Raw genomic sequence first — 19795 nt, forward strand, 5'->3', positions numbered from 1 at the left:
AAAAAAAAAAAAAACTATTAAAAACTAAAAAAAAAAAAAAAAAAAAATGGCCCGCGGCCGGCACCTGCGGCGAGGGGCCGGTGCCGGCGCCGGGCGTCTGACGGCCCGGCAGCCCGACCCCGCGGCCGACCGCATAGCCTGCCGGGATGCGGCTTCGGCGGGGACATGTGCGGGGACGAGGGGTGGGGGCGGCGGTCGTGGTGGCCGCGCTGCTGCTCGCCGGGTGCGGGACCGGTGGCGGTGGCGGTGGCGGTGGGGGCGCGGTGGCGCGGGAGCCACTGGCGCTCCTGCCGCGCGCGGAGCGCAAGCCGCTGCCGGAGCTTACGGGCGCGGGGCTCGACGGGCGGCGGGTCGCGCTGTCGCGGTTCGCGGGACAGGTCGTGCTCGTCAACGGCTGGCAGTCCACGTGCGGGCCCTGCCGGGCCGAGATGCCGGGGCTCGTCCGGGTCCAGCAGCGGTACGGGGGCCGGGGGCTGCGGGTCGTGGGCTACAACGCGGAGGCCAACGAGAGCGCGGCGCGCGCCTTCGTCGCGCGGTACGGGGTGACGTACCCGGTGATGTACGACCCCTCGGGCCGCGAACTGCTGCGCGTGCCGAAGGGCGTCGTCAACCCGCAGTTCGTCCCGTTCACCTTCCTGGTGGACAAGCGGGGGAGGGTGGCGGCGGCCATGTCGGGGCCCGTCTCCGAGCGGAGGGCGGCAGCGGCGGTGGGGAAGCTGCTCGCCGAGAAGTGACCCGGGCCGCGCCGGAGGCGGCCGGGGGAGGCGAGGGCGGCCGGGGCGCCGCGTCCGCCGCGGTGCGCGCGCGGCGGACGGGCGGGTGACGCCGGGCCCTAGCCCTCGGGTTCCTCCTCCAGGAGGGCGATGCGGTCCGTGACGTCGTTCGCGAAGCGGGTCAGGAGGCGGGTCAGGTCGGCGCGGTCCTGCTCCGGCCAGTCGGCGAGCACGTCGGTGAACCAGGAGAAGAGCGAGGCGCCGTAGCGCTCCACGCCCTCGCGGCCCGCCGGGGTCAGGTCGATGAGGCTCGCGCGGCGGTCCTCGGGATCGCTGACGCGGTGCACGAGGCCGCGCTTCTCCAGGACCTGTACGTGCCGCGTGACGTGCGGGCCGACGACGGACATGCGCTCCGCGATCTCGCCGACGCGCAGCGGGCGTCCGGCGGTGCGGAGGTTGATGAGCACGCCCATCGCGGGCTTGTCGAGGTGCAGCCCGGACGCCTGGGCGGCCCGCTCGGGCAGCCTGCCCTTCGTGAAGGCCGCGCTGAGCTGGGTGAACCTCGGCAGGGCGGCGAGGAAGCCCGCGAGCCCTTCGGGGTGGGGAGCGAACGCGTCGGGACCGGCCTCGGGCGCGCGGGGGCGGGGAGACCCCTCGCGTCCTTCCGGTTCGGGTGCGGCCGGTACCCCGGGGGACTCGGGGGTCATGGTGTCGCCTCCATTTGCATACCTGACTTACGTATCTATATGGTGGGGAGCGCCGAGGGGGCAGGGCGGTCCCGCTCGGCACCAATAAAGATACCTAACGTACGTATCTTCTGTCGAAAGGGGTTCCTCATATCCACCCTCTCCCAGCCCGCTTCCCCCGCTCCCTCCTCCCCCGCCGCCCGGCGGGTCCTCGTCTCCGGCGCGAGCATCGCGGGTCCCGCGCTCGCCTACTGGCTCGACCGCCACGGCTTCGAGGTGACGGTGGTCGAGAAGGCTCCCACCGTGCGCGGCGGCGGGTACGCGATCGACATCCGCGGCGTGGCGCGCGAGGTCGCCGACCGGATGGGGATGATGCCGGCGCTGCGCGCGGCGCACGTGGACTCGCGGCGGCTGAGCTTCGTGGACGCGGCCGGGGAGACGGTCTGCTCCGTGCGGCCGGAACAGGTGACGGGCGGCACGGCCGGGCTCGACCTGGAGGTGCGGCGCGGGGACCTCGCGACCGCGCTCACCGCCCCGCTCGAAGGCCGCGTCGAGTTCCTCTTCAACGACTCCATAGCGACCCTCGACGACGACGGCGACGCCGTGCACGTCGAGTTCGACAGCGGCACACTGCGCACCTTCGACCTCGTCATCGGCGCGGACGGCCTGCACTCGAACACGCGGCGCCTCGTCTTCGGCCCCGAGGAGCCCTTCCACCGCTACCTCGGCCACGTCTTCGCCGGGTTCACGCTCCCCAACGAGTTCGGTCTCGTGCGCGAGGCCGCCGTCTGGAACGAGCCGGGCCGCGCCGCCGCCCTCTACGCGCACGAGCCGGAGGAGGACCTGCACGGCTTCCTCGTCTTCCGGAACGAGGACGTCCCGGTCACCGCCTTCCGGAACCCGGAGGCGCAGCGCGAACTGGTGCGGGAGCGCTTCCCCGAGCGGAGCTGGCACCTGCCCCGCATGGTCGAGGGCATGGAGAAGGCGGACGACATCTTCTTCGACATCGTGAGCCAGATCCACATGCCGGCCTGGTCGCACGGGCGCGTCGCGCTCGCCGGGGACGCGGCGCACGCGACCTCCTTCCTCTCCGGGCAGGGGTCGAGCGTGGCGCTCGTCGGGGCGTACGTGCTCGCCGGGGAGCTGGCCCGGCACCGTGACCACGAGGCGGCCTTCGCCGCGTACGAGCGGATCGTCCGGCCGTTCGCGGAGCTCAACCAGGCCCTGGCGACCAGCGGCGGCACCTCGGTGGTCCCCGGGACCAGGGAGGAGATGGAAGCGCGGAACACGGTGCTGCGCGCGGTGTCGCCTGCTGGCGGCGGCGGGGAGGGCGGCGCGACGCACGCCGTCCACTCGGCGATCGACCTCCCGCGCTACGAGTGAGCCGCGCGGCGCCGGGCGGCGGGAGGACGCGTACGGGCCCGGGCGGGTGAAGGGCCGGTCCGGGCGGAGGAAAAGAGGACGTCTACGGGTCCGGGCGGGCGAAGAGCCGGTACGAGGGGGCGGGCGTCCGGTCCGGGCGGGGGCATGCGGGCTCAGGCCGGGGCTGAGCCGGTGCGGGTGGGTCCCGCCGCCACGATCGTGCCCTGCCCCACCGCCACCAGCACCTCCGTCCCGTCCTCCGCGACCGACCACAGCTCGCAGCGGCACACCGCCTGCCTGCGGGTCGTCGCCACCGCCTCCGCGCGCGCCGTGACGGCCGCGCCGGTGGCCGGGCGGACGTAGTTGACCTTGAACTCGGCCGTCAGCGCGTCGCCGCCCAGCGCGAGGCCGCCCGCGAAGGTGAGGGCGTTGTCGGCGAGGTAGCCGAGCACGCCGCCGTGCACGAATCCGTGCTGCTGCCGCAGGTCGGGACGGTTGGCGATCCGGATCTCGGCCGCTCCGGGCGAGGCCGACACCAGTTCGGCGCCGAGGAAACGCGTGAAGGGCTGCGCGGCGAAGACCTGCCGGGTGCCTCGGGGGCGGGCGGGATTCCGGCGGCGGGCGGGCCCGCGGGGGCGTCCTCGGTCATGGGGCCACGCTACGCGCGCGGCGGTCCGTGCGCGGCGGTCCGTGCGCGCCGCGCGGGGCCCGGCCCGCTCCTGCCCGCTCGCCGCGCCGGGCCCCGGCCCGCTCCCGCCCGCCCGCCGCGCCCTCGTCCGCGCCGTTCCGCTCTTTGCCCACCCCGGCCACGTTTAACCGGGCACATTGTCCGTTCCGGCCCCCCGTCCGCTGGGCAAGGTGAACAGGCTGCCCACCTCCGGGCGCGTCCTCTTGCCGTGTCCCCGCCGCCGGGGCTGTCCTGGCGCGTATGAGCATCCAGGACACCCTCACCGACCAGGAACGCCTGGCCGAACTCGACCTCCCCCAGTTGCAGAAGCTCGTCGGGCTCGTGGAGTACGACGACAACGCCGACCCCTTCCCGGTCACCGGGTGGGACGCGATCGTGTGGGCGGTCGGGAACGCGAGCCAGGCCGCGCACTACTACCAGTCCGCCTACGGCATGGAGCTGGAGGCGTACTCCGGTCCCGAGACCGGCAACCGCGACCACCACTCGTACGTGCTGCGCAGCGGCGCCATCCGCTTCGTGTTCAACGGTGCCGTCGATCCCGCGAGCCCCGTCGCCGACCACCAGCGCGCGCACGGCGACGGCGTCACCGACATCGCCCTCGAAGTCCCCGACGTGGACCGCTGCGTCGCGCACGCCCGCGCGCAGGGCGCCCGCGTGCTGGAGGAGCCGCACGACGTCACCGACGAGCACGGCACCGTGCGGGTCGCGGCGATCGCCGCGTACGGCGACACGCGGCACAGCCTCGTGGACCGCTCCGGCTACCACGGCCCGTACCTGCCCGGGTACGTCGCCCGTACCTCCACCCACGTACGGCGCCCCGGCGCGCCCCGGCGCGTCTTCCAGGCGCTCGACCACGTCGTCGGCAACGTCGAACTGGGCCGCATGGACGAGTGGGTGGACTTCTACCACCGCATCATGGGCTTCACCAACATGGCCGAGTTCATCGGCGACGACATCGCCACCGAGTACTCCGCGCTCATGAGCAAGGTCGTCGCCAACGGCAACCACCGCGTGAAGTTCCCGCTCAACGAGCCCGCCCCCGGCAAGAAGAAGTCGCAGATCGACGAGTACCTGGAGTTCTACGGGGGCGCCGGGGCCCAGCACCTCGCGCTCGCGACCAACGACATCATCGCCTCCGTGGACGCGATGCGCGCCGAGGGCGTCGAGTTCCTGGACACCCCCGACTCCTACTACGAGGACCCCGCGCTGCGCGCCCGCATCGGTGACGTACGCGTGCCGATCGAGGAGTTGCAGAAGCGCGGCATCCTCGTGGACCGCGACGAGGACGGCTACCTGCTCCAGATCTTCACCAAGCCGCTCGGGGACCGGCCGACGCTCTTCTTCGAGATGATCGAGCGGCACGGGTCGCTGGGGTTCGGGAAGGGGAACTTCCAGGCGCTGTTCGAGGCGATTGAGCGGGAGCAGGAGCGGAGGGGGAATTTTTAGCGGGAGCGATGGTTCGGCGTTCGGCGGGGCGGGCCTCGCGGGGCTCCGCCCCGGGCCCCGTTCGTGGGGCTCCGCCCCACACCCCGCTCCTCAAACGCCGGAGGGGCTTGATGGGGGGCGCCGGAGGGGCTTCGTGGGGCGGAGGTCGCATAGTGGGGTCATGCGTCGTGTCCTTCACCGCTCCGGTCCCGCCTCCGCCGCCCTCGTCGCCGAGCGCTACGCCGATTTCGGCCGGTGGGCCGAGTGGTCTCCGCAGATCCGGGGGGTCGAGACGGAGGGGGAACGGCTCGCGAGCGGGGCGACCGGGACGGTGCGCGGGCCGCTCGGGGTGCGGGTCCGTTTCCGGGTGGAGCGGGTCGCGGGTGCCGACTGGTCGTGGGTGGTCCGGCTGGGGCCCGTACGGCTGCGCCTCGCCCACGGCGTCCGGGCGCTGCCCGGCGGCGGGGCGGTGACGCGCCTCGCGATCGAGGGCCCCGCCCCGTACGTCCTCGGCTACGAGCCGCTGGCCCGGCTCGCGCTCGCCCGCCTCGTACGTGACCTGTCCCACAATCCGAGTGCCCGGCAGCGGCCTGGGCAAGGTCGGTAAGGAGTGGCACCGGGTGCCGTGTGCGGGGCGGGGGCTGGGCAGGACGTCTCAGCAGCCGATACGTACCGGGCGAAAACCGGGCCCTCGTTAAACTGAGCCGATCGCAGGACTGACTATCGAGGAGCGCGCACGTGGGCCTTGTCGTGCAGAAGTACGGAGGCTCATCCGTTGCCGATGCCGAAGGCATCAAGCGGGTCGCCAAGCGGATCGTGGAAGCCAAGAAGAACGGCCATCAGGTCGTTGTCGTGGTGTCCGCGATGGGTGACACGACGGACGAGTTGATCGATCTCGCGGAACAGGTGTCCCCGATGCCTCCCGGGCGCGAGATGGACATGCTGCTGACCGCGGGGGAGCGGATCTCCATGGCGCTGCTCGCCATGGCGATCAAAAGCCTGGGGCACGAGGCGCAGTCCTTCACGGGCAGCCAGGCCGGGGTGATCACCGACAGCTCCCACGGCAAGGCGCGCATCATCGACGTCACGCCCGGCCGTATCCGTACGGCCGTGGACGAGGGCAACATCGCCATCGTGGCCGGTTTCCAGGGCGTCTCGCAGGAGAAGAAGGACATCACGACGCTGGGCCGCGGCGGCTCCGACACGACCGCCGTCGCGCTCGCCGCCGCCCTCGACGCCGAGGTCTGCGAGATCTACACCGACGTGGACGGGGTCTTCACCGCCGACCCGCGCGTGGTCAAGAAGGCCCGCAAGATCGACCACATCGGCTACGAGGACATGCTGGAGCTGGCAAGCTCCGGGTCGAAGGTGCTGCTCCACCGTTGCGTGGAGTACGCCCGCCGGTACGACATCCCGATCCACGTCCGCTCCTCCTTCTCGGGGCTCCAGGGCACGTGGGTCGGCCGAACGCAGGGGAACGAAGCGATGGAGCAGGCACTCATCTCCGGGGTGGCGCACGACACCTCCGAGGCGAAGATCACCGTCGTCGGGGTGCCGGACAAGCCGGGCGAGGCCGCCGCGATCTTCCGCGCCATCGCGGGCGCCGAGGTCAACATCGACATGGTGGTGCAGAACGTCTCCGCCGCGTCCACGGGCCTCACCGACATCTCCTTCACCCTCCCCAAGGCCGAGGGCCGCAAGGCGATCGACGCCCTGGAGAAGCTCAAGGCCACCGTCGCCTTCGAGTCGCTGCGCTACGACGACCAGATCGCGAAGATCTCCCTCGTCGGCGCCGGCATGAAGACCAACCCGGGCGTCACGGCGACGTTCTTCGAGGCGCTGAGCCGCGCGAACGTCAACATCGAGCTGATCTCGACCTCCGAGATCCGCATCTCGGTCGTGACGCGCGCCGACGACGTCAACGAGGCGGTGCGCGCCGTGCACACCGCCTTCGGTCTCGACAGCGACAGCGACGAGGCCGTGGTCTACGGGGGCACCGGGCGATGACCCACCCGCACGGTCCGCACGGCGCGCGCACGGAGGTGCCGTGACCGGGCGGCCCGTGCTCGCCGTGGTCGGCGCCACCGGGATCGCCGGTGGCGCCGTTCTCGGCATCCTCAGCCAGCACGCCGACATCTGGGGCGAGATCCGGCTCGTCGCCTCCGCCCGCTCCGCCGGGCGCGTGCTGAGCGTGCGCGGCACCCCCAACCGCGTGCACGCCCTGGAGCCCGGCGTCTTCGACGGCGTCGATCTCGCGCTCTTCCTCGTCCCCGAGGACGTCGCCGCGGTCTGGGCGCCGCGCGCCGTCGAGGCGGGCGCCGTCGTCGTGGACACCTCCGCCGCCTTCCGCGCCGATCCGGACGTGCCGCTCGTCGTGCCCGAGGTCAACCCGCACGCGGTACGCGCCAGGCCGCGCGGCATCGTCGCGGGACCCCAGTGCACGACGCTCGCGATGATCGTCGCGCTCGGCGCCCTGCACGGCGAGTTCGGCCTCACGGGCCTCGTCGTCTCCACGTACGAGGCCGTCAGCGCGGCCGGCCGCGCGGGCACCGAGGCCCTGTGGGGCCAGCTCGAAACACTCGTCGCCGAGGAACGCCGCACGAGCGGCGCGGGCACCCCCGGCCCCGGCACGGTCCCGGGCGACGTGCGCCGCGTCCTCGGCCGGGACACCGGCCCCTTCCCCGACCCCGTCGCGCTCAACGTCGTGCCCTGGACCGGCTCGTACGAGGCCGACGGCTGGACCACGACCGAGCGGATGCTCCGCGACGAGCCCCGCCGCGTCCTGGGCCTGCCCGGGCTGCCGGTCTCCGCGACGTGCGTGCGCGTCCCCGTCGTCACGACCCACTCGCTCACCGTCCACGCCCGCTTCGAGCACGTCGTCTCGGCCGGGCGCGCCCGCGAGATCCTCGCCACGGCACCCGGTGTCGTCCTCATCGACGACCCGGGCAACGGCGAGTACCCGACGCCCGTGGACGCGGCCGGGACCGATCCCGCCTGGGTCGGGCGGGTGCGCGCGGACGCCGACGACCCGCACGCGCTCGACTTCTTCGTGTGCGCCGACAATGTGCGGAAGGGAAGAGCGCTCAACGCGGTGCAGATCGCCGAGCTGGTCGCGGGGGCCCGCTGACGCCGTGTGACCCGGCGGGCGCAGGGCGTACGTCACCATCCGCCCGAAATATGGGCCCCCTGTGACGGATTCGTGATGTTTCCGTGTGCAACTGTGCCCGGCCGCCCCTTGTGTGACCTCCCCTTCACCACGGACGATGCGAGTCCGTCCCCCCGCAACCGCGCACGGTGGACCCGACGTCTCCCCCCACATCAGGAACGCCGCACGGTCCCCACGGCGCGAGGGGGCTCACGGGGCCACGAGCACGGGGGTGTTCCGACACGGGGAGGACGAAGCGGGTGCGGGTGAGCGTGAAGGGGGCGGAGGGGGCTGGTGCGCGGCGTACCGGATCGCCGTACAACCCCGAGGGGGGCAGCGGTGTCGAACAACCGTGGCTGAGGTTCTCGAATTCACGACGGCGCGCGTGGCGCCCCTCCCGCTGCGTCCCCCGGGACGCCGCAGGCCGGCCCGCGCTCCCGGCACCATGCCGGTGATCGCGCCGATGCCCTTGACCAGGCCCTCCGTTCCGCGGCAGCGCGCCTCCGACGAGACGGACCCCGAGGCACCGGCGGTCGGGACGACCGTCGACCACCTCACCGAGACCTACCGCGCCCACTACCGCTCGCTGCTCGGCCTCGCCGCGCTGCTCCTGGACGACACCGCCTCCTGCGAGGACGTCGTGCAGGAGGCGTTCATCCGGGTGCACTCGGCGCGCAAGCGGGTGCGAGACCCCGAGAAGACCCTCGCCTACCTGCGCCAGACCGTCGTGAACCTCTCGCGGTCCACGCTGCGCCGCCGCATCCTCGGCCTCAAGCTGCTCTCGAAGCCCATGCCGGACATGGCGAGCGCGGAGGAGGGCGCGTACGACCTCCTGGAGCGCGACGACCTCATCAAGGCGATGCGCGGACTCCAGCGCAGACAGCGAGAGGTGCTCGTGCTGCGATACTTCGCCGATATGACGGAGGCCCAGGTCGCCGAGACCCTCGGCGTCTCGGTCGGGTCCGTGAAGGCGTACGGCTCGCGCGGGATCGCCGCGCTGCGCGTCGCGATGGGAGCCGTGACGTGACGGCGGCGGGCCACGACGACGCGAGGCGGGACGGCGGGACGAGGGACGGCGGGACGAAGGACGGGAAGGACGCGGCGGTGGACGGCGGTATGACTCCGGAGCCGGCAGGGACGTCGGAAACGCCGGGCGAGGAGGAGACCCGCGTACTCCCGGAGGTCTCCGCCGAGCCGGCCACCCGGGAGGGCTCGACTGCGGACGGCTCGACTCCGGACGGCCCCGCTCCGGAGGGCTCCACCCCCGCCGCCGGAAGCCCGGCCGCCGGAAGCCCGGCCGCCGAGAGCCCGGCGGCCGCCGGAAGCCCGCCCGCCGGGAGTTCCGCCGTGAACTCCGCCCCGGCGGACCCCGCTTCGCCCGATTCCTCCTTCGGTGAAGACGAATTGCGCGCCTTGTTCCACGGTGCCGTGGACGGGCTCGCGCCCGGCGAGGGGGTCCTGGACCGGCTCCAGGCCGCCGTGCCGGCCCGCCGGGCCCGCAAGCGGCAGACGCTCGTCGGAGTCGCCGCCGCTGTGATCCTCCTCGGCACGGCGATCCCCGCCGCCGTCCACGTCGCCGCCGCGCCCGGCCACGAGGCCGATCCGACGATGGCGGGCAGCAGTCAGGACACGCGCACCGCGGCCCCGTCCTCCGCGCGTCCGCACGAGGACGCCGGCCGGGAGGTACGGGACGACGTCCGCAGCGCCTCGCCGCGCCCCTCGGCGAGCAGCGGGCACCGGAGCCGCGCGAGCGGTTCCCCGAGCCCGAAGTCGCCCCCCTCCGCCGGTACGGTCCTGGCCGACGCCCCCCGCTGCGCCGCCACCCAGCTCGGTGACGCCGCCGCCGACCGCGGCACCCCGGCGGCCGACGGCACGGTCTACGGCAGCTTCCGCGTCGCGAACGTCTCCGGCGAGAAGTGCGCGGTCACCTCGGCGGGACAGGTCCGCGTCGCGGTCCTCGGCGGCCGGACCCGTACGACCGTGCCCGTCGTGGAGCACCAGGACGGCGACGCGGCGGCGGACCTCCCCGGCACCTCGCAGTCGGCGCTGCTGCTCGGCCCGGGCCAGTCCTACGAGGTGCGGTTCGCCTTCGTACCGGACGCCGGCTGCCCGAGCGGCGACCCGAGCAAGCCCCCCGAGGACCCCGGGCCCTCGTCCCCGACGCCCAGCGAGCCCGCCCAGTCGCCCGCCGAGAGCGGCGGCCCCGGTTCCGGCCCCGGCAAGGGCCCGGACCAGGGCCAGGGCGCGGGCGCGGGCCCCGAGGACCCGGCGGCGCTCGACCGCACGACGACCCAGTTCGAGCGGAGCGTCCCGGCCGACGACGCCCCCGCCGCCACCGTCGAGGTCAGCCACAACGCGGCCCCGGGCGGCCCCGTCAGCAACACGACGATCCGCGAGTCCTGCTCCGGCACCCTCTACCGCACGGGCCTCCTCCCGGCGGGCGGCTGAGCAAGCCGGGGGAGGCGGGGGCCCGGAACTCGCGCCCGGGGGGTCTCGGGGCGCCGTTCCCGGGGCCCGGTTCACGACGTCACGGAGCAGAGGATTAAGGTAAGTCTTACCTATCTAGTTGACGGTTGAATCACAGCAAGGACCCCTCATGTCTTTTCGGCGCCGTTCCACGGCCGCGGCGGCTCTCGCCGTCGTCGCCGCCCTGTCCCTGACGGCATGTGGCGGCGACGGCTCCGGCGACGGGAAGAGCGCGAGCAGCAGTTCCCAGGCCGCCGCCGGGGGCAAGAAGGACTCGAAGTCCGTCGCGCAGGGCGGCAAGGACTTCGGTGACGCCGCCGCGCAGACCGCCGCGCTCGGCACCGACGCGAAGGCCGGGCAGTTCCCGCGCACCGTCGAGCACGCGATGGGCAGCACCGAGATCCCGTCCGCGCCCCGCCGCGTCGTCGTCCTCGACGTCGGCGAACTGGACAACGTTGTCTCCCTCGGCATCAAGCCCGTCGGCCTCGCGCCCACCGAGGGCTCGCCCGCGCTGCCCTCGTACCTCAGGGGCAAGGCCGGGAAGCCGAAGAACATCGGGACCATCAACAGCCTCAACCTGGAAGCGATCGCCGCGCTCAAGCCCGACCTGATCCTGGGCAGCCAGCTCCGCGCCGCGAACTCCTACGACGAGCTGTCGAAGATCGCCCCGACGGTCTTCTCGATCCGCCCCGGGTTCACGTGGAAGGAGAACTACCTCCTCAACGCCGCCGCACTCGACAAGACCGCCGAGGCGAAGGCGAACCTGGCCGCCTACGAGAAGCGAGCGAAGGCCCTCGGCGACAAGCTCGGCGCGCACAAGCCGACCGTCTCGATGGTCCGCTACATGCCCGACGGCGTCATCCGCCTCTACGCGAACGACTCCTTCATCGGCACGATCCTCAAGGACACCGGCATCCCGCGCCCGAAGAACCAGGACATCGCGGACCTCGCCGCCGAGATCAGCGCCGAGAACATCGACAAGGCCGACGCCGACTGGATCTTCACCGGCGTCTACGGCGACCCGAAGGCCACCGACAAGTCCAAGGCCCAGGGCAACCCGCTGTGGAAGAACCTCAAGGCCGTCAAGGACGGGCACGCCTTCGACGTCCCCGACGAGACCTGGTACCTGGGCCTCGGCGTCACGGCGGCGAACGCCGTCCTCGACGACCTCGGACAGCACCTGACGGCCTGACCGGACAGCACCTGACGGCCCGAGAGGCCGCACCGGCGGGAGACGGCCGGGCGGCGGAGGCCGCACGGGCGGCACGAGCGGAGGGAAAGCACGTCATGGGGTCACCTGCCCCACGCACCGGGGCGGGCGCCCCACCACCAGGGGCACCCGGCCCCCGTCCCGGCGACCCGGCGTCCGGTACGGGCGGCCCCGCGTCCGGTACGGGCGGCTCCGCGTCCCGTACGGGCGACCCGGCGTCCCGTCCCGGCGGCCCGGCCCCCCGGCCGGTCCCCGCGACGCGGCGGCGGCTCGCCCGGGTGCTCGCGTGTGCCGTGATCCTGCTGCTCGCGGTGCTCCTCAGCCTCTGCGTCGGCAGCCGTCAGATCGCCCCCGGCGAGGTCTTCTCGGCGCTGCTGCACGGCGGTACGAGCGACGACGCGCAGGTCGTCCGGGCCTTCCGCGTGCCCCGCACCGTGCTCGGCATCCTCGCGGGGGTCGCCCTCGCGCTCGCCGGGACCGTCATGCAGGGCGTCACCCGGAACCCGATCGCCGAGCCGGGCGTCCTCGGCGTCAGCCAGGGCGCCTCGCTCGGCGTCGTGTGCGCGATCGCCTTCGCGGGGGCGCACACGCTGACCGGGTACGTGTGGTTCGCCTTCGCGGGCGCGGCGCTCGCCTCGGCCGGCGTCTACGCCGTCGCCAGCGGCGGGCGCGGCGGCGCCTCGCCGGTGCGGCTCGCGCTCGCGGGCGCCGCGATGAACGCGCTCCTCGCCTCCGTCGTCTCCGGCATCGTCACGACGAACGCCCGCGCGCTGGACCAGTTCCGCTACTGGCAGGTCGGCTCGCTCAACGGGCGCGGCAGCGAGCTGATCGGGCAGCTCTGGCCCTTCCTGCTCGCCGGGGCCGTCCTCGTCCTCGCCCTGGCGCGCGGCCTCGACGCGCTCGCGCTCGGCGACGACGCCGCGAAGAACCTCGGGCACCGCGTCGGCCTCCTGCGCGTCCTCGGCGCCCTCGGCGCGACCGTGCTCACCGGGGCCGCCGTCGCCGCCGTGGGCCCGATCGCCTTCACCGGGCTCGCCGTGCCGCACCTCGCGCGCGCCCTCGTCGGCAGCGCGCACCGCTGGGTGCTCCCGCTCGCCGCGCTCCTCGGGCCCGTGCTGATCCTGCTCCCCGACGTCGTCGGGCGCGTCCTCTTCCCGCCCTCGGAGGTCCCCGTGGCCGTCATGACCGCGCTCATCGGCGTGCCCTTCCTCATCGTCCTCGTGCGCCGCAAGGGGGCGGTCTCCGCATGAGCGCGAGCCCGCTGCCCGGCCTGCGCCCGGCCGGCCACCTCCTGCTGCGGCGCCGCCGCGCGAGCTTCCTCGTGCACCGCCGCACCGTCCTGGCCGCGACCGCGCTCGCCGCGCTGCTCGCCGCCGCCGTCGTGCTCTCGCTGTGCTGGGGCGAGTCCTGGGTCGCGCCGCGCGAGGTCGTACGGGTCGTGCTCGGGCAGCCGAGCCCGGCCGAGCTCGTCGTCGGCACGCTGCGCCTGCCCCGCCTCGTCCTCGGGCTCCTCGCGGGCGCCGCCTTCGCGGTCGCGGGGGCGCTCGTGCAGACCGTCGCGCGCAACCCGCTCGCCAGCCCCGACGTCATCGGTGTCACGCACGGCGCGGGCGCGGCGACCGTCGCCGCGATGAGCTTCGGCCTCGTCCCGGCCGCGCAGCTCCCGTACGTGTCCATCGCGGGCGGGCTGGCCGCCGCGCTCCTCGTCTACGTGTGCGCGTGGCGCGGCGGGCTGCACTCGGGGCGCTTCGTGCTCATCGGGATCGGCGTCTCGGTCGCGCTCGGCTCGCTGACCCAGCTCCTGCTGACCAAGGGGGACTACCTCGTCGCCCAGCAGTCGAAGGTGTGGCTCACCGGCTCGCTCAACGGGCGCGGCTACCAGGAGGCGTGGCCGCTGGTCGTCACGCTGCTCGCGGCCGTCCCGGCGACGGTGTGGGCCGCGCGCGCCCAGCGCGGCGTCTCCTTCGACGACGACACCGCGACCGCGCTCGGCATCGGCCTGAACCGCACCCGTCTCGGCCTCACCGTGCTCGGCGTCGTCCTCGCCTCGGTGGCGACGGGCGCCGCCGGGCCGGTCGACTTCGTCGCGCTGCTCGCCCCGCAGATCGCGCGGCGGCTGGCCCGTACCGCGCAGATCCCGCTGCTCACGGCGGCGTTCACGGGCGCGCTCCTCGTCACCCTCGCCGACCTGCTCGCCCGCCGCCTCTTCTCGCCCGTGGAACTGCCGGTCGGCGTGCTCACGGCGGCCGTCGGCGCCCCCTACCTGATGTGGCTGATCATCCGCACCCGCGGCCGTACCGGAGGTGTTCCCTCGTGAGCCGTCCCCCCGCCACCCCGGTGGAGGCCGCGCCCGCCACCCGTCTCGCCGCGCGCGGCCTGCGCCTGGGCTACGACCCGGGCCGCCTCGTCGTCGAGGACCTGGACGTCGCCGTGCCCGACGGGCGGATCACCGTCGTCGTCGGCCCCAACGCCTGCGGCAAGTCCACCCTCCTGCGCGCGCTCGGCCGGCTCCTCAAGCCGCGCGGCGGCACCGTGCTGCTCGACGGCGCAGAGAAACGCCCGCGCCCCCGGCAAGGAGACCGCCCGCACGATCGGCGTCCTGCCGCAGACCCCGCAGCCCCCGGTCCCCTCACCGTCGCCGACCTCGTCGCGCGCGGCCGTCAGCCGCACCAGAAATGGTGGCAACAGTGGTCCGAGGACGACGAGCGCGCGGTCACGGAGGCGCTGGAGCGCACCGGCACGGCACCGCTCGCCGAACGCCTCGTGGACGAACTCTCCGGCGGCCAGCGGCAGCGCGTGTGGATCGCGATGGCCCTCGCCCAGGAGACGGACCTGCTCCTGCTGGACGAGCCGACGACGTACCTCGACATGGCCCACCAGGTGGAGGTCCTGGACCTCGTCCGCCGCCTCAACCACGAGCGCGGACGCACGGTCGTCGCGGTGCTCCACGACCTCAACCAGGCGGTCCGCTACGGCGACCACCTGATCGCCATGAAGGACGGCCGCATCGTGGCGCAGGGCGAACCGGCCGAGATCATCACGGCGGAGCTGGTACGGGAGGTCTTCGGCCTCGCGTCGGTCGTCGTCCCCGACCCGGTGACCGGCGGCCCGCTGGTCGTCCCGGGGATGGGGTGGCGCGCGGGGGAGTGAGGCGCGGGGGACGGGTGTACGGGCGGGCGGGGGCCGGGGCGCGGCGGGTGCGCGGGGGACGGGGCGGACGTGCCGGTGCCGCTCCGGGGCTCAGACCCCCGCCTTCTCCGGTTCCGTCTCGTCGGTCTCGTCCTGGCCCGTCCCGTCCTCGCCCGTCCCGTCCTCGTCCGCCGCGATTCCCAGCTCGGCGTCCCTGCGGGCCTCCGCCTCGCGGCGCACGAGCCGGAACCACATGAAGACCACGAAGCCGGCGAACACGAACCACTCGCCGGTGTAGCCCAGGTTCTGGAACGCCTTGAGGTCGAGACCGCCGCCCTCCGGCGTCTTCGCCGGGACGGGCGTGAGGCCGGACTCGGCGCGGTCGAGCGTGATCCAGCCGTCGTACACGTCGTACGAGGTGAGGTTGAGGAGCGAGGCGGCGCCGATGATCCCGACCTGCCCGGCCGGGAGCCCGCCGCTCGCGTTGACGCCCGTGCTGCGCGCGTCCTCGGAGGGCTGGAGCGCCCCCGTCACGGTGACGGTGCCGCCCGGCGCGGCGGGCGCCTTCGCCGGGGCAGCGCCCGCGTGCCAGCCGCGCACGACGGGCAGGACCTTCTCCCCGCCGGTCCGCAGCAGCCCGAGCACGTAGTAGCCGTCCCGCCCGTCGAGCCCCCGGTCGGGCACGAGGAACTGCTGGACGTAGCGGCCCGTGGCGCGGGTGCGCTCGCCCGAGGTCGCGGTCGTGACGGGCAGGACCTCGGCGAGCGGCCTGGCCGCCCCCTCGGCGTGCGCCTCGGCGGCGGCCGTGGCGTCCTTGTGCGTGTCCACCCGGTCCTCGAAGCGGCTGAGCTGCCAGGACCCCATGAAGACGCAGAAGGGGATCGCCAGGAGGACGAAGACGTGGATTCCCCACCACCGGGGAGTCAGCAGGAACCGGTACACACCCCCACGGTACGGGGCGGGCCGGGACGCCCGGTGCCCGCCCCCGTACCACAGCGGCTCAGTTCCCCGGCACGTGCCGCCGGACGAAGTCCAGTTCCATCCGCACCTGCTTCACGCGCTCGTCCACGACGAGCGAGCCGTGGCCCGCGTCGTAGCGGTAGACCTCGTGCGGGTGCTCCCGGGCCACGAGCCGGTCGACGTAGTTCTCGACCTGCTTGATCGGGCAGCGCGGGTCGTTGACCCCGGCCGAGATGTAGACGGGCGCGCGCACCTCGTCCACGTACGTGAGCGGGCTCGACGCCGCCCACCGCTCGGGCAGCTCCTCGGGCGTGCCGCCGAAGAGCGTGCGGTCCATCGCCTTGAGGCCCTCCATCTCGTCGTGGTAAGCGGTCACGTAGTCCGCGACGGGCACGGCCGCGACGCCCGCCGCCCACGCCCCCGGCTGCGTGCCGATCCCGAGCAGGGTCAGGTACCCGCCCCACGAGCCGCCCGACAGGATCAGCCGCGCCGGGTCCGCGAGCCCGGAGCCGACGGCCCACTCCCGTACCGCCGCGATGTCCTCCAGCTCGATGAGCCCGACCCGGTGCTTGAGCGCGTCGGTCCAGGCGCGCCCGTAGCCCGTCGAGCCCCGGTAGTTGACCCGGACGACCGCGTAGCCGTGGTCGATCCAGGCGGCGGGACCGGCGGCGAAGGCGTCGCTGTCGTGCCAGGTGGGGCCGCCGTGGATCTCGAAGACGGTGGGGAAGGGACCGTCCCCACCGGGGGTCTGCACGAGCGCGTGCACGCGCCCGCCGGGGCCCTCCACCCAGGCGTCCGTGACCGGCACCGAGGCCGGGGCCTTCATCCCGGGCGGGTCGAGGACGACGCCGCTCGTCGTGGAGCGGACCACGGGCGGCTCGGCGGCCGAGGACCACAGGAACTCGACGCTGCCGTCCGGCCGCGCGCCCGCGCCCGACACGGTGCCGCGCGGGGTCTCGATCCGCTCCAGGCGGTGCGCCGTGAGGTCGTAGCGGTACAGCTCGCCGCGCGCCTCGTGGCTGTGCGCGATCAGCAGCGCCGAGGCGTCCTCGTACCAGTCGGCGCTCACGTCGCCCGGCAGGTCGATGGCGAGGGCAGTCTCCGTGCCCGCGACCGGGTCCCAGATCATCGGCAGCCAGCGGCCCTCGCGCTGCGTGCCGACGAGGAGCCGCGCGTCCCCGGCGAGCGGCGCGAAGCCCATGACGGAGAGGCCGAGTTCCTTCGTCCCGCCCTCCGTGTCGTCCAGCTCGGCGACCGTGCGCGCGACCTCACCCGTCCCGCCGAGCTCCAGCACCCGCAGCGCGGAGTGCATCGCGTCCCCGTGCTCCGTGTGCTCCACGACGAGCAGCCGCCCGTCGTACGAGAGGTCCCCGACGCCCGCCGACTCGCGGTGCCGGTACACCTCGACGGGCGCGCCCCCGTCCCGTACGACGTGCACGAGGGAGCCGTGCTCGTCGCTCGAACTGCCCACGACGACGGTCCGCCCGTCGCGGCCGAGCGCGAGCCCCGCCGAGTACGCGGCGGCGACCCCGGGCAGCGCCTCGGTGTCCTCGCCCCCGGCGAACGGCTGGCGCCGCCACACCCCGAACTCGTCCCCGTCGTGGTCGTCGAACCACCAGATCCACGCGCCGTCCGGGCTCAGCGTCCCGTCCGTCGTCCCGTTCTCGCGGTCGGTGACCTGCCGCTGCGCCCCCGTGGCCCGGTCCCAGGCGTACAGCTCGTACGTGCCGGTCGCGTTCGAGACGAAGAGGGAGCGGTCGGGGGCGTCCTCGGCCCACTCGGGGAGCGAGACGCGGGGAGCGCGGAACCGCTTCTCCCAGTCGGGCATGGCTGCGTCGTCCGGCTTGGCTGTGGCGTCGGTCGTCATGCGCCCATTCAACTCCCCGCACCGGGGGGAGCGGGGCGCGCCCCGGTACGCCGCCCGGTGGCGCGCCGCGCCGGGGGCGCGCGGCCGAAGTGTCATGAGGCTGTCACGAGCCCATTGCGAGGCGGGGCCGACGGGAACGGGTGGGACGTCCGCGGAAGTTCCCGTACAGGTAAGCGCTTGACGCCGGCAGGTCCCCCACACCTCGACGGAGGAATCCCGATGCACTCCCGCAAGCTCCCCCTCACCGCCCTCACCGCCCTCACCGCCCTCACCGCCCTCACCGCCCTGGCCGTCCTCATCGGTCTGTCCCTGACCGCCTGCCAGAGCGACGACGGCGGTGACGACAAGGCCGCCCCGGCGGGGAACACGTCTTCGGCGGCGGGCGGCGAGAACACGACGGAACCGTCCGCTACGACCGGCTCCGGCGACTCCTCGGACCCCGCCGGCTCCTCGGCCTCCTCCGATTCCTCCGGCTCGTCCGGTTCCTCGGATTCCTCGGATTCCTCGGGCTCTTCGGGCTCCTCGGACTCCTCGGGCGGGGGCGCGAAGACGGGCAAGTGCCTGACGAGCGACCTCAAGCTCTCCGCCTCCGACGCCACCATCGGTGACGACGACCCGGCCACCGTCGCGATCACCTTCGAGAACACCGGGAGCGCCCCCTGCTCCCTCAACGCCTACGCGGGCGCGGACCTGAGCACCAACTCGGGCTCCATCTCGGCCGAACGCGGCATCAAGGCGTCCATCCCGGACCACCCGGTGGTCCTCAAGCCGGGCGAGAGACCTACGCACCCGTCCTCTACCCGGTCAACAAGACCGGCGGCAGCGGCATCCGCATCACGGGCCTCACCGTCACCCCGCCCGACGAGACCCACTCCGTGAAGCTCGCCTGGCCGGGCCGGCCCTCGCTGCCCGTCTCGGACAGCGACAAGGGCCAGGGCGTCGAGATCGGCCCGATGGGCAGCATCGGCCAGGGCGAGGGCTGAGCCCGGCGCGTCCGCCCGCCCGCGCGTCCGCCCGCCCGCGCGTCCGCCCGCCCGCGCGTCCGCCCGCCCGCGCGTCCGCCCGCCCGCGCGTCCGCCCGCCCGCGCGTCCGGCCGCCCGCGCTCCCGTCCCCGCCCGGCCCCGTCCGCGCTTCCGCCCGGCCCGTTCCCGTCCTCGTCCGGGCGCGCCGTCCTCCCGCCGCTTCAACGGCCCGCGCGGGGGCAACCGGTGGGCACGGGACAAACGGCGGGACGACGGAGAGGCGGTGTCGGGTGCGGACGGTCGGAGTCGAGGAAGAACCTCTGCTCGTGGACGAGGGGACGGGGGAGCCGAGGGCGCGCGCGGCGGCGATGCTCGCCTCGGCGGAGGCGCGCGCGGGGGAGGGCGAGGACTCGCCCCTGGAGAGCGCACTGCACGGGCAGCAGATCGAGTTCGCGACGATCCCGCGCGCCGACATCGATGAGCTGGCGGACGAGATCCGCCCACTGCGCACCACGACGGACGCCCTCGCCCGCCGGGCGGGCGCCCGGGTCGCCGCGCTCGCCACCTCGCCGCTCCCGGTGAGCCCGAGCGTCAACGACGGCGAGCGGTACCGGTGGGTGAGGGACAAGTTCGGGGCCCTGGCCCAGGAGCAGCTCACGTGCGGCTGCCACGTCCACGTCTCCGTCGCCTCGGACGCCGAGGGGGTCGCCGTCCTCGACCGCATCCGCCCCTGGCTGCCCCCGATCCTCGCGCTGAGCGCCAACTCCCCCTACTGGCAGGGAAAGGACACCGCCTACGGCAGTCACCGCGCCCGCGTCTGGAACCGCTGGCCCTCGGCGGGCCCGTACGACATCTCGGGTTCCCCGCAGGCGTACGAGGCCCGGGTGCGCGCGATGGTCGGGACGGGCGTCCTGCGCGACAAGGGGATGATCTACTTCGACGCCCGCCTCTCGCACCGCTGGCCCACGGTCGAGACCCGGGTGGCGGACGTGTGCCTGGACGCCCGCACCCCGCCCCTCCTCGCCGCCCTGTGCCGCGCGCTGGTGGACACGGCGGCCCGCGAGGCGGCCGGGCACGTACCCCCGCAGCAGGTCCCCACGGCCGTGCTGCGCCTGGCCTCCTGGCAGGCCGCCCGCTCCGGTCTCGACGGTGACCTCCTCCATCCCCTCGACCACACCCCG

At 74.2% G+C, this 19795-nt stretch carries 16 protein-coding genes and 2 pseudogenes; 14 read left to right on the forward strand and 4 right to left on the reverse strand.

Annotated features, from left to right (window positions below; translation table 11 throughout):
• Positions 1–146 precede the first annotated feature (146 nt).
• The gene (locus SSBG_RS15625) at positions 147–734 is read left to right on the forward strand and encodes a TlpA family protein disulfide reductase (protein ID WP_008747066.1); all 588 of its coding nucleotides are present in this window, start codon (positions 147–149) and stop codon (positions 732–734) included.
• A gap of 98 nt (positions 735–832) precedes the next feature.
• Here the strand turns inward: SSBG_RS15625 and SSBG_RS15630 are convergent, their stop codons facing one another.
• Positions 833–1420 carry a MarR family winged helix-turn-helix transcriptional regulator gene (locus SSBG_RS15630; protein ID WP_008747067.1) on the reverse strand — a complete coding sequence of 196 codons (588 nt, stop codon included), beginning with the start codon at positions 1418–1420 and terminating at the stop codon, positions 833–835.
• Between the two features lie 39 nt (positions 1421–1459).
• On the opposite strand from SSBG_RS15630, the gene SSBG_RS15635 reads away from it, so the two are divergent.
• Positions 1460–2782 (forward strand): FAD-dependent monooxygenase, encoded by a 1323-nt coding sequence (locus SSBG_RS15635; RefSeq protein WP_008747068.1) that lies wholly within the window; start codon positions 1460–1462, stop codon positions 2780–2782.
• Positions 2783–2934: 152 nt separating this feature from the next.
• Here SSBG_RS15635 and SSBG_RS15640 read toward each other — a convergent pair.
• Positions 2935–3348 (reverse strand): annotated as a pseudogene (locus SSBG_RS15640) (PaaI family thioesterase); the annotation flags it as partial.
• Between the two features lie 341 nt (positions 3349–3689).
• Here SSBG_RS15640 and hppD point away from each other — a divergent pair.
• From hppD to SSBG_RS15690, 10 genes are all read left to right on the forward strand, one after another.
• On the forward strand, positions 3690–4895 hold the full coding sequence (hppD, locus tag SSBG_RS15645; RefSeq protein WP_008747070.1) for a 4-hydroxyphenylpyruvate dioxygenase: 1206 nt from the start codon (positions 3690–3692) through the stop codon (positions 4893–4895).
• A gap of 160 nt (positions 4896–5055) precedes the next feature.
• The gene (locus SSBG_RS15650) at positions 5056–5481 is read left to right on the forward strand and encodes an SRPBCC family protein (protein WP_037869868.1); all 426 of its coding nucleotides are present in this window, start codon (positions 5056–5058) and stop codon (positions 5479–5481) included.
• A gap of 131 nt (positions 5482–5612) precedes the next feature.
• Positions 5613–6881, forward strand: a complete 1269-nt coding sequence (locus SSBG_RS15655) for an aspartate kinase (RefSeq protein ID WP_008747072.1) — start codon at positions 5613–5615, stop codon at positions 6879–6881.
• A 40-nt stretch (positions 6882–6921) separates the two neighbouring features.
• Entirely contained in the window at positions 6922–8001 is a 1080-nt protein-coding gene (locus SSBG_RS15660; RefSeq protein ID WP_008747073.1) for an aspartate-semialdehyde dehydrogenase, read from the forward strand.
• 370 nt (positions 8002–8371) lie between these two features.
• A complete protein-coding gene (locus SSBG_RS15665; protein WP_078491319.1) occupies positions 8372–9046 on the forward strand; it encodes a SigE family RNA polymerase sigma factor in 675 nt (224 codons plus the stop codon).
• Entirely contained in the window at positions 9043–10467 is a 1425-nt protein-coding gene (locus SSBG_RS15670; protein ID WP_008747075.1) for a hypothetical protein, read from the forward strand. Before SSBG_RS15665 ends, SSBG_RS15670 begins: the two co-directional genes overlap by 4 nt.
• Before the next feature lie 148 nt (positions 10468–10615).
• Positions 10616–11677, forward strand: a complete 1062-nt coding sequence (locus SSBG_RS15675; RefSeq protein WP_008747076.1) for an ABC transporter substrate-binding protein — start codon at positions 10616–10618, stop codon at positions 11675–11677.
• A 95-nt stretch (positions 11678–11772) separates the two neighbouring features.
• Positions 11773–12945, forward strand: coding sequence for a FecCD family ABC transporter permease (locus SSBG_RS15680; RefSeq protein ID WP_234010549.1), 1173 nt, complete (start codon positions 11773–11775; stop codon positions 12943–12945).
• Positions 12942–14012, forward strand: coding sequence for a FecCD family ABC transporter permease (locus tag SSBG_RS15685; RefSeq protein ID WP_008747078.1), 1071 nt, complete (start codon positions 12942–12944; stop codon positions 14010–14012). Before SSBG_RS15680 ends, SSBG_RS15685 begins: the two co-directional genes overlap by 4 nt.
• Positions 14009–14845, forward strand: a complete 837-nt coding sequence (locus tag SSBG_RS15690) for an ABC transporter ATP-binding protein (RefSeq protein WP_106429349.1) — start codon at positions 14009–14011, stop codon at positions 14843–14845. Before SSBG_RS15685 ends, SSBG_RS15690 begins: the two co-directional genes overlap by 4 nt.
• Positions 14846–14935: 90 nt before the next feature.
• Here the strand turns inward: SSBG_RS15690 and SSBG_RS15695 are convergent, their stop codons facing one another.
• A complete protein-coding gene (locus SSBG_RS15695) occupies positions 14936–15766 on the reverse strand; it encodes an SURF1 family protein (RefSeq protein WP_008747080.1) in 831 nt (276 codons plus the stop codon).
• A 58-nt stretch (positions 15767–15824) separates the two neighbouring features.
• Positions 15825–17651 (reverse strand): S9 family peptidase, encoded by a 1827-nt coding sequence (locus SSBG_RS15700; protein WP_037869870.1) that lies wholly within the window; start codon positions 17649–17651, stop codon positions 15825–15827.
• A 219-nt stretch (positions 17652–17870) separates the two neighbouring features.
• Between SSBG_RS15700 and SSBG_RS15705 the strand changes: the two are divergent.
• Positions 17871–18634: pseudogene (locus tag SSBG_RS15705) on the forward strand (DUF4232 domain-containing protein).
• A gap of 270 nt (positions 18635–18904) precedes the next feature.
• Positions 18905–19795, forward strand: an 891-nt coding sequence (locus tag SSBG_RS15710; RefSeq protein ID WP_008747082.1) for a glutamate--cysteine ligase, incomplete at its 3' end; no start/stop codon positions are given.

It is taken from the genome of Streptomyces sp. SPB074 (genome assembly GCF_000154905.1).
In the GTDB taxonomy this organism is placed as follows: domain Bacteria; phylum Actinomycetota; class Actinomycetes; order Streptomycetales; family Streptomycetaceae; genus Streptomyces.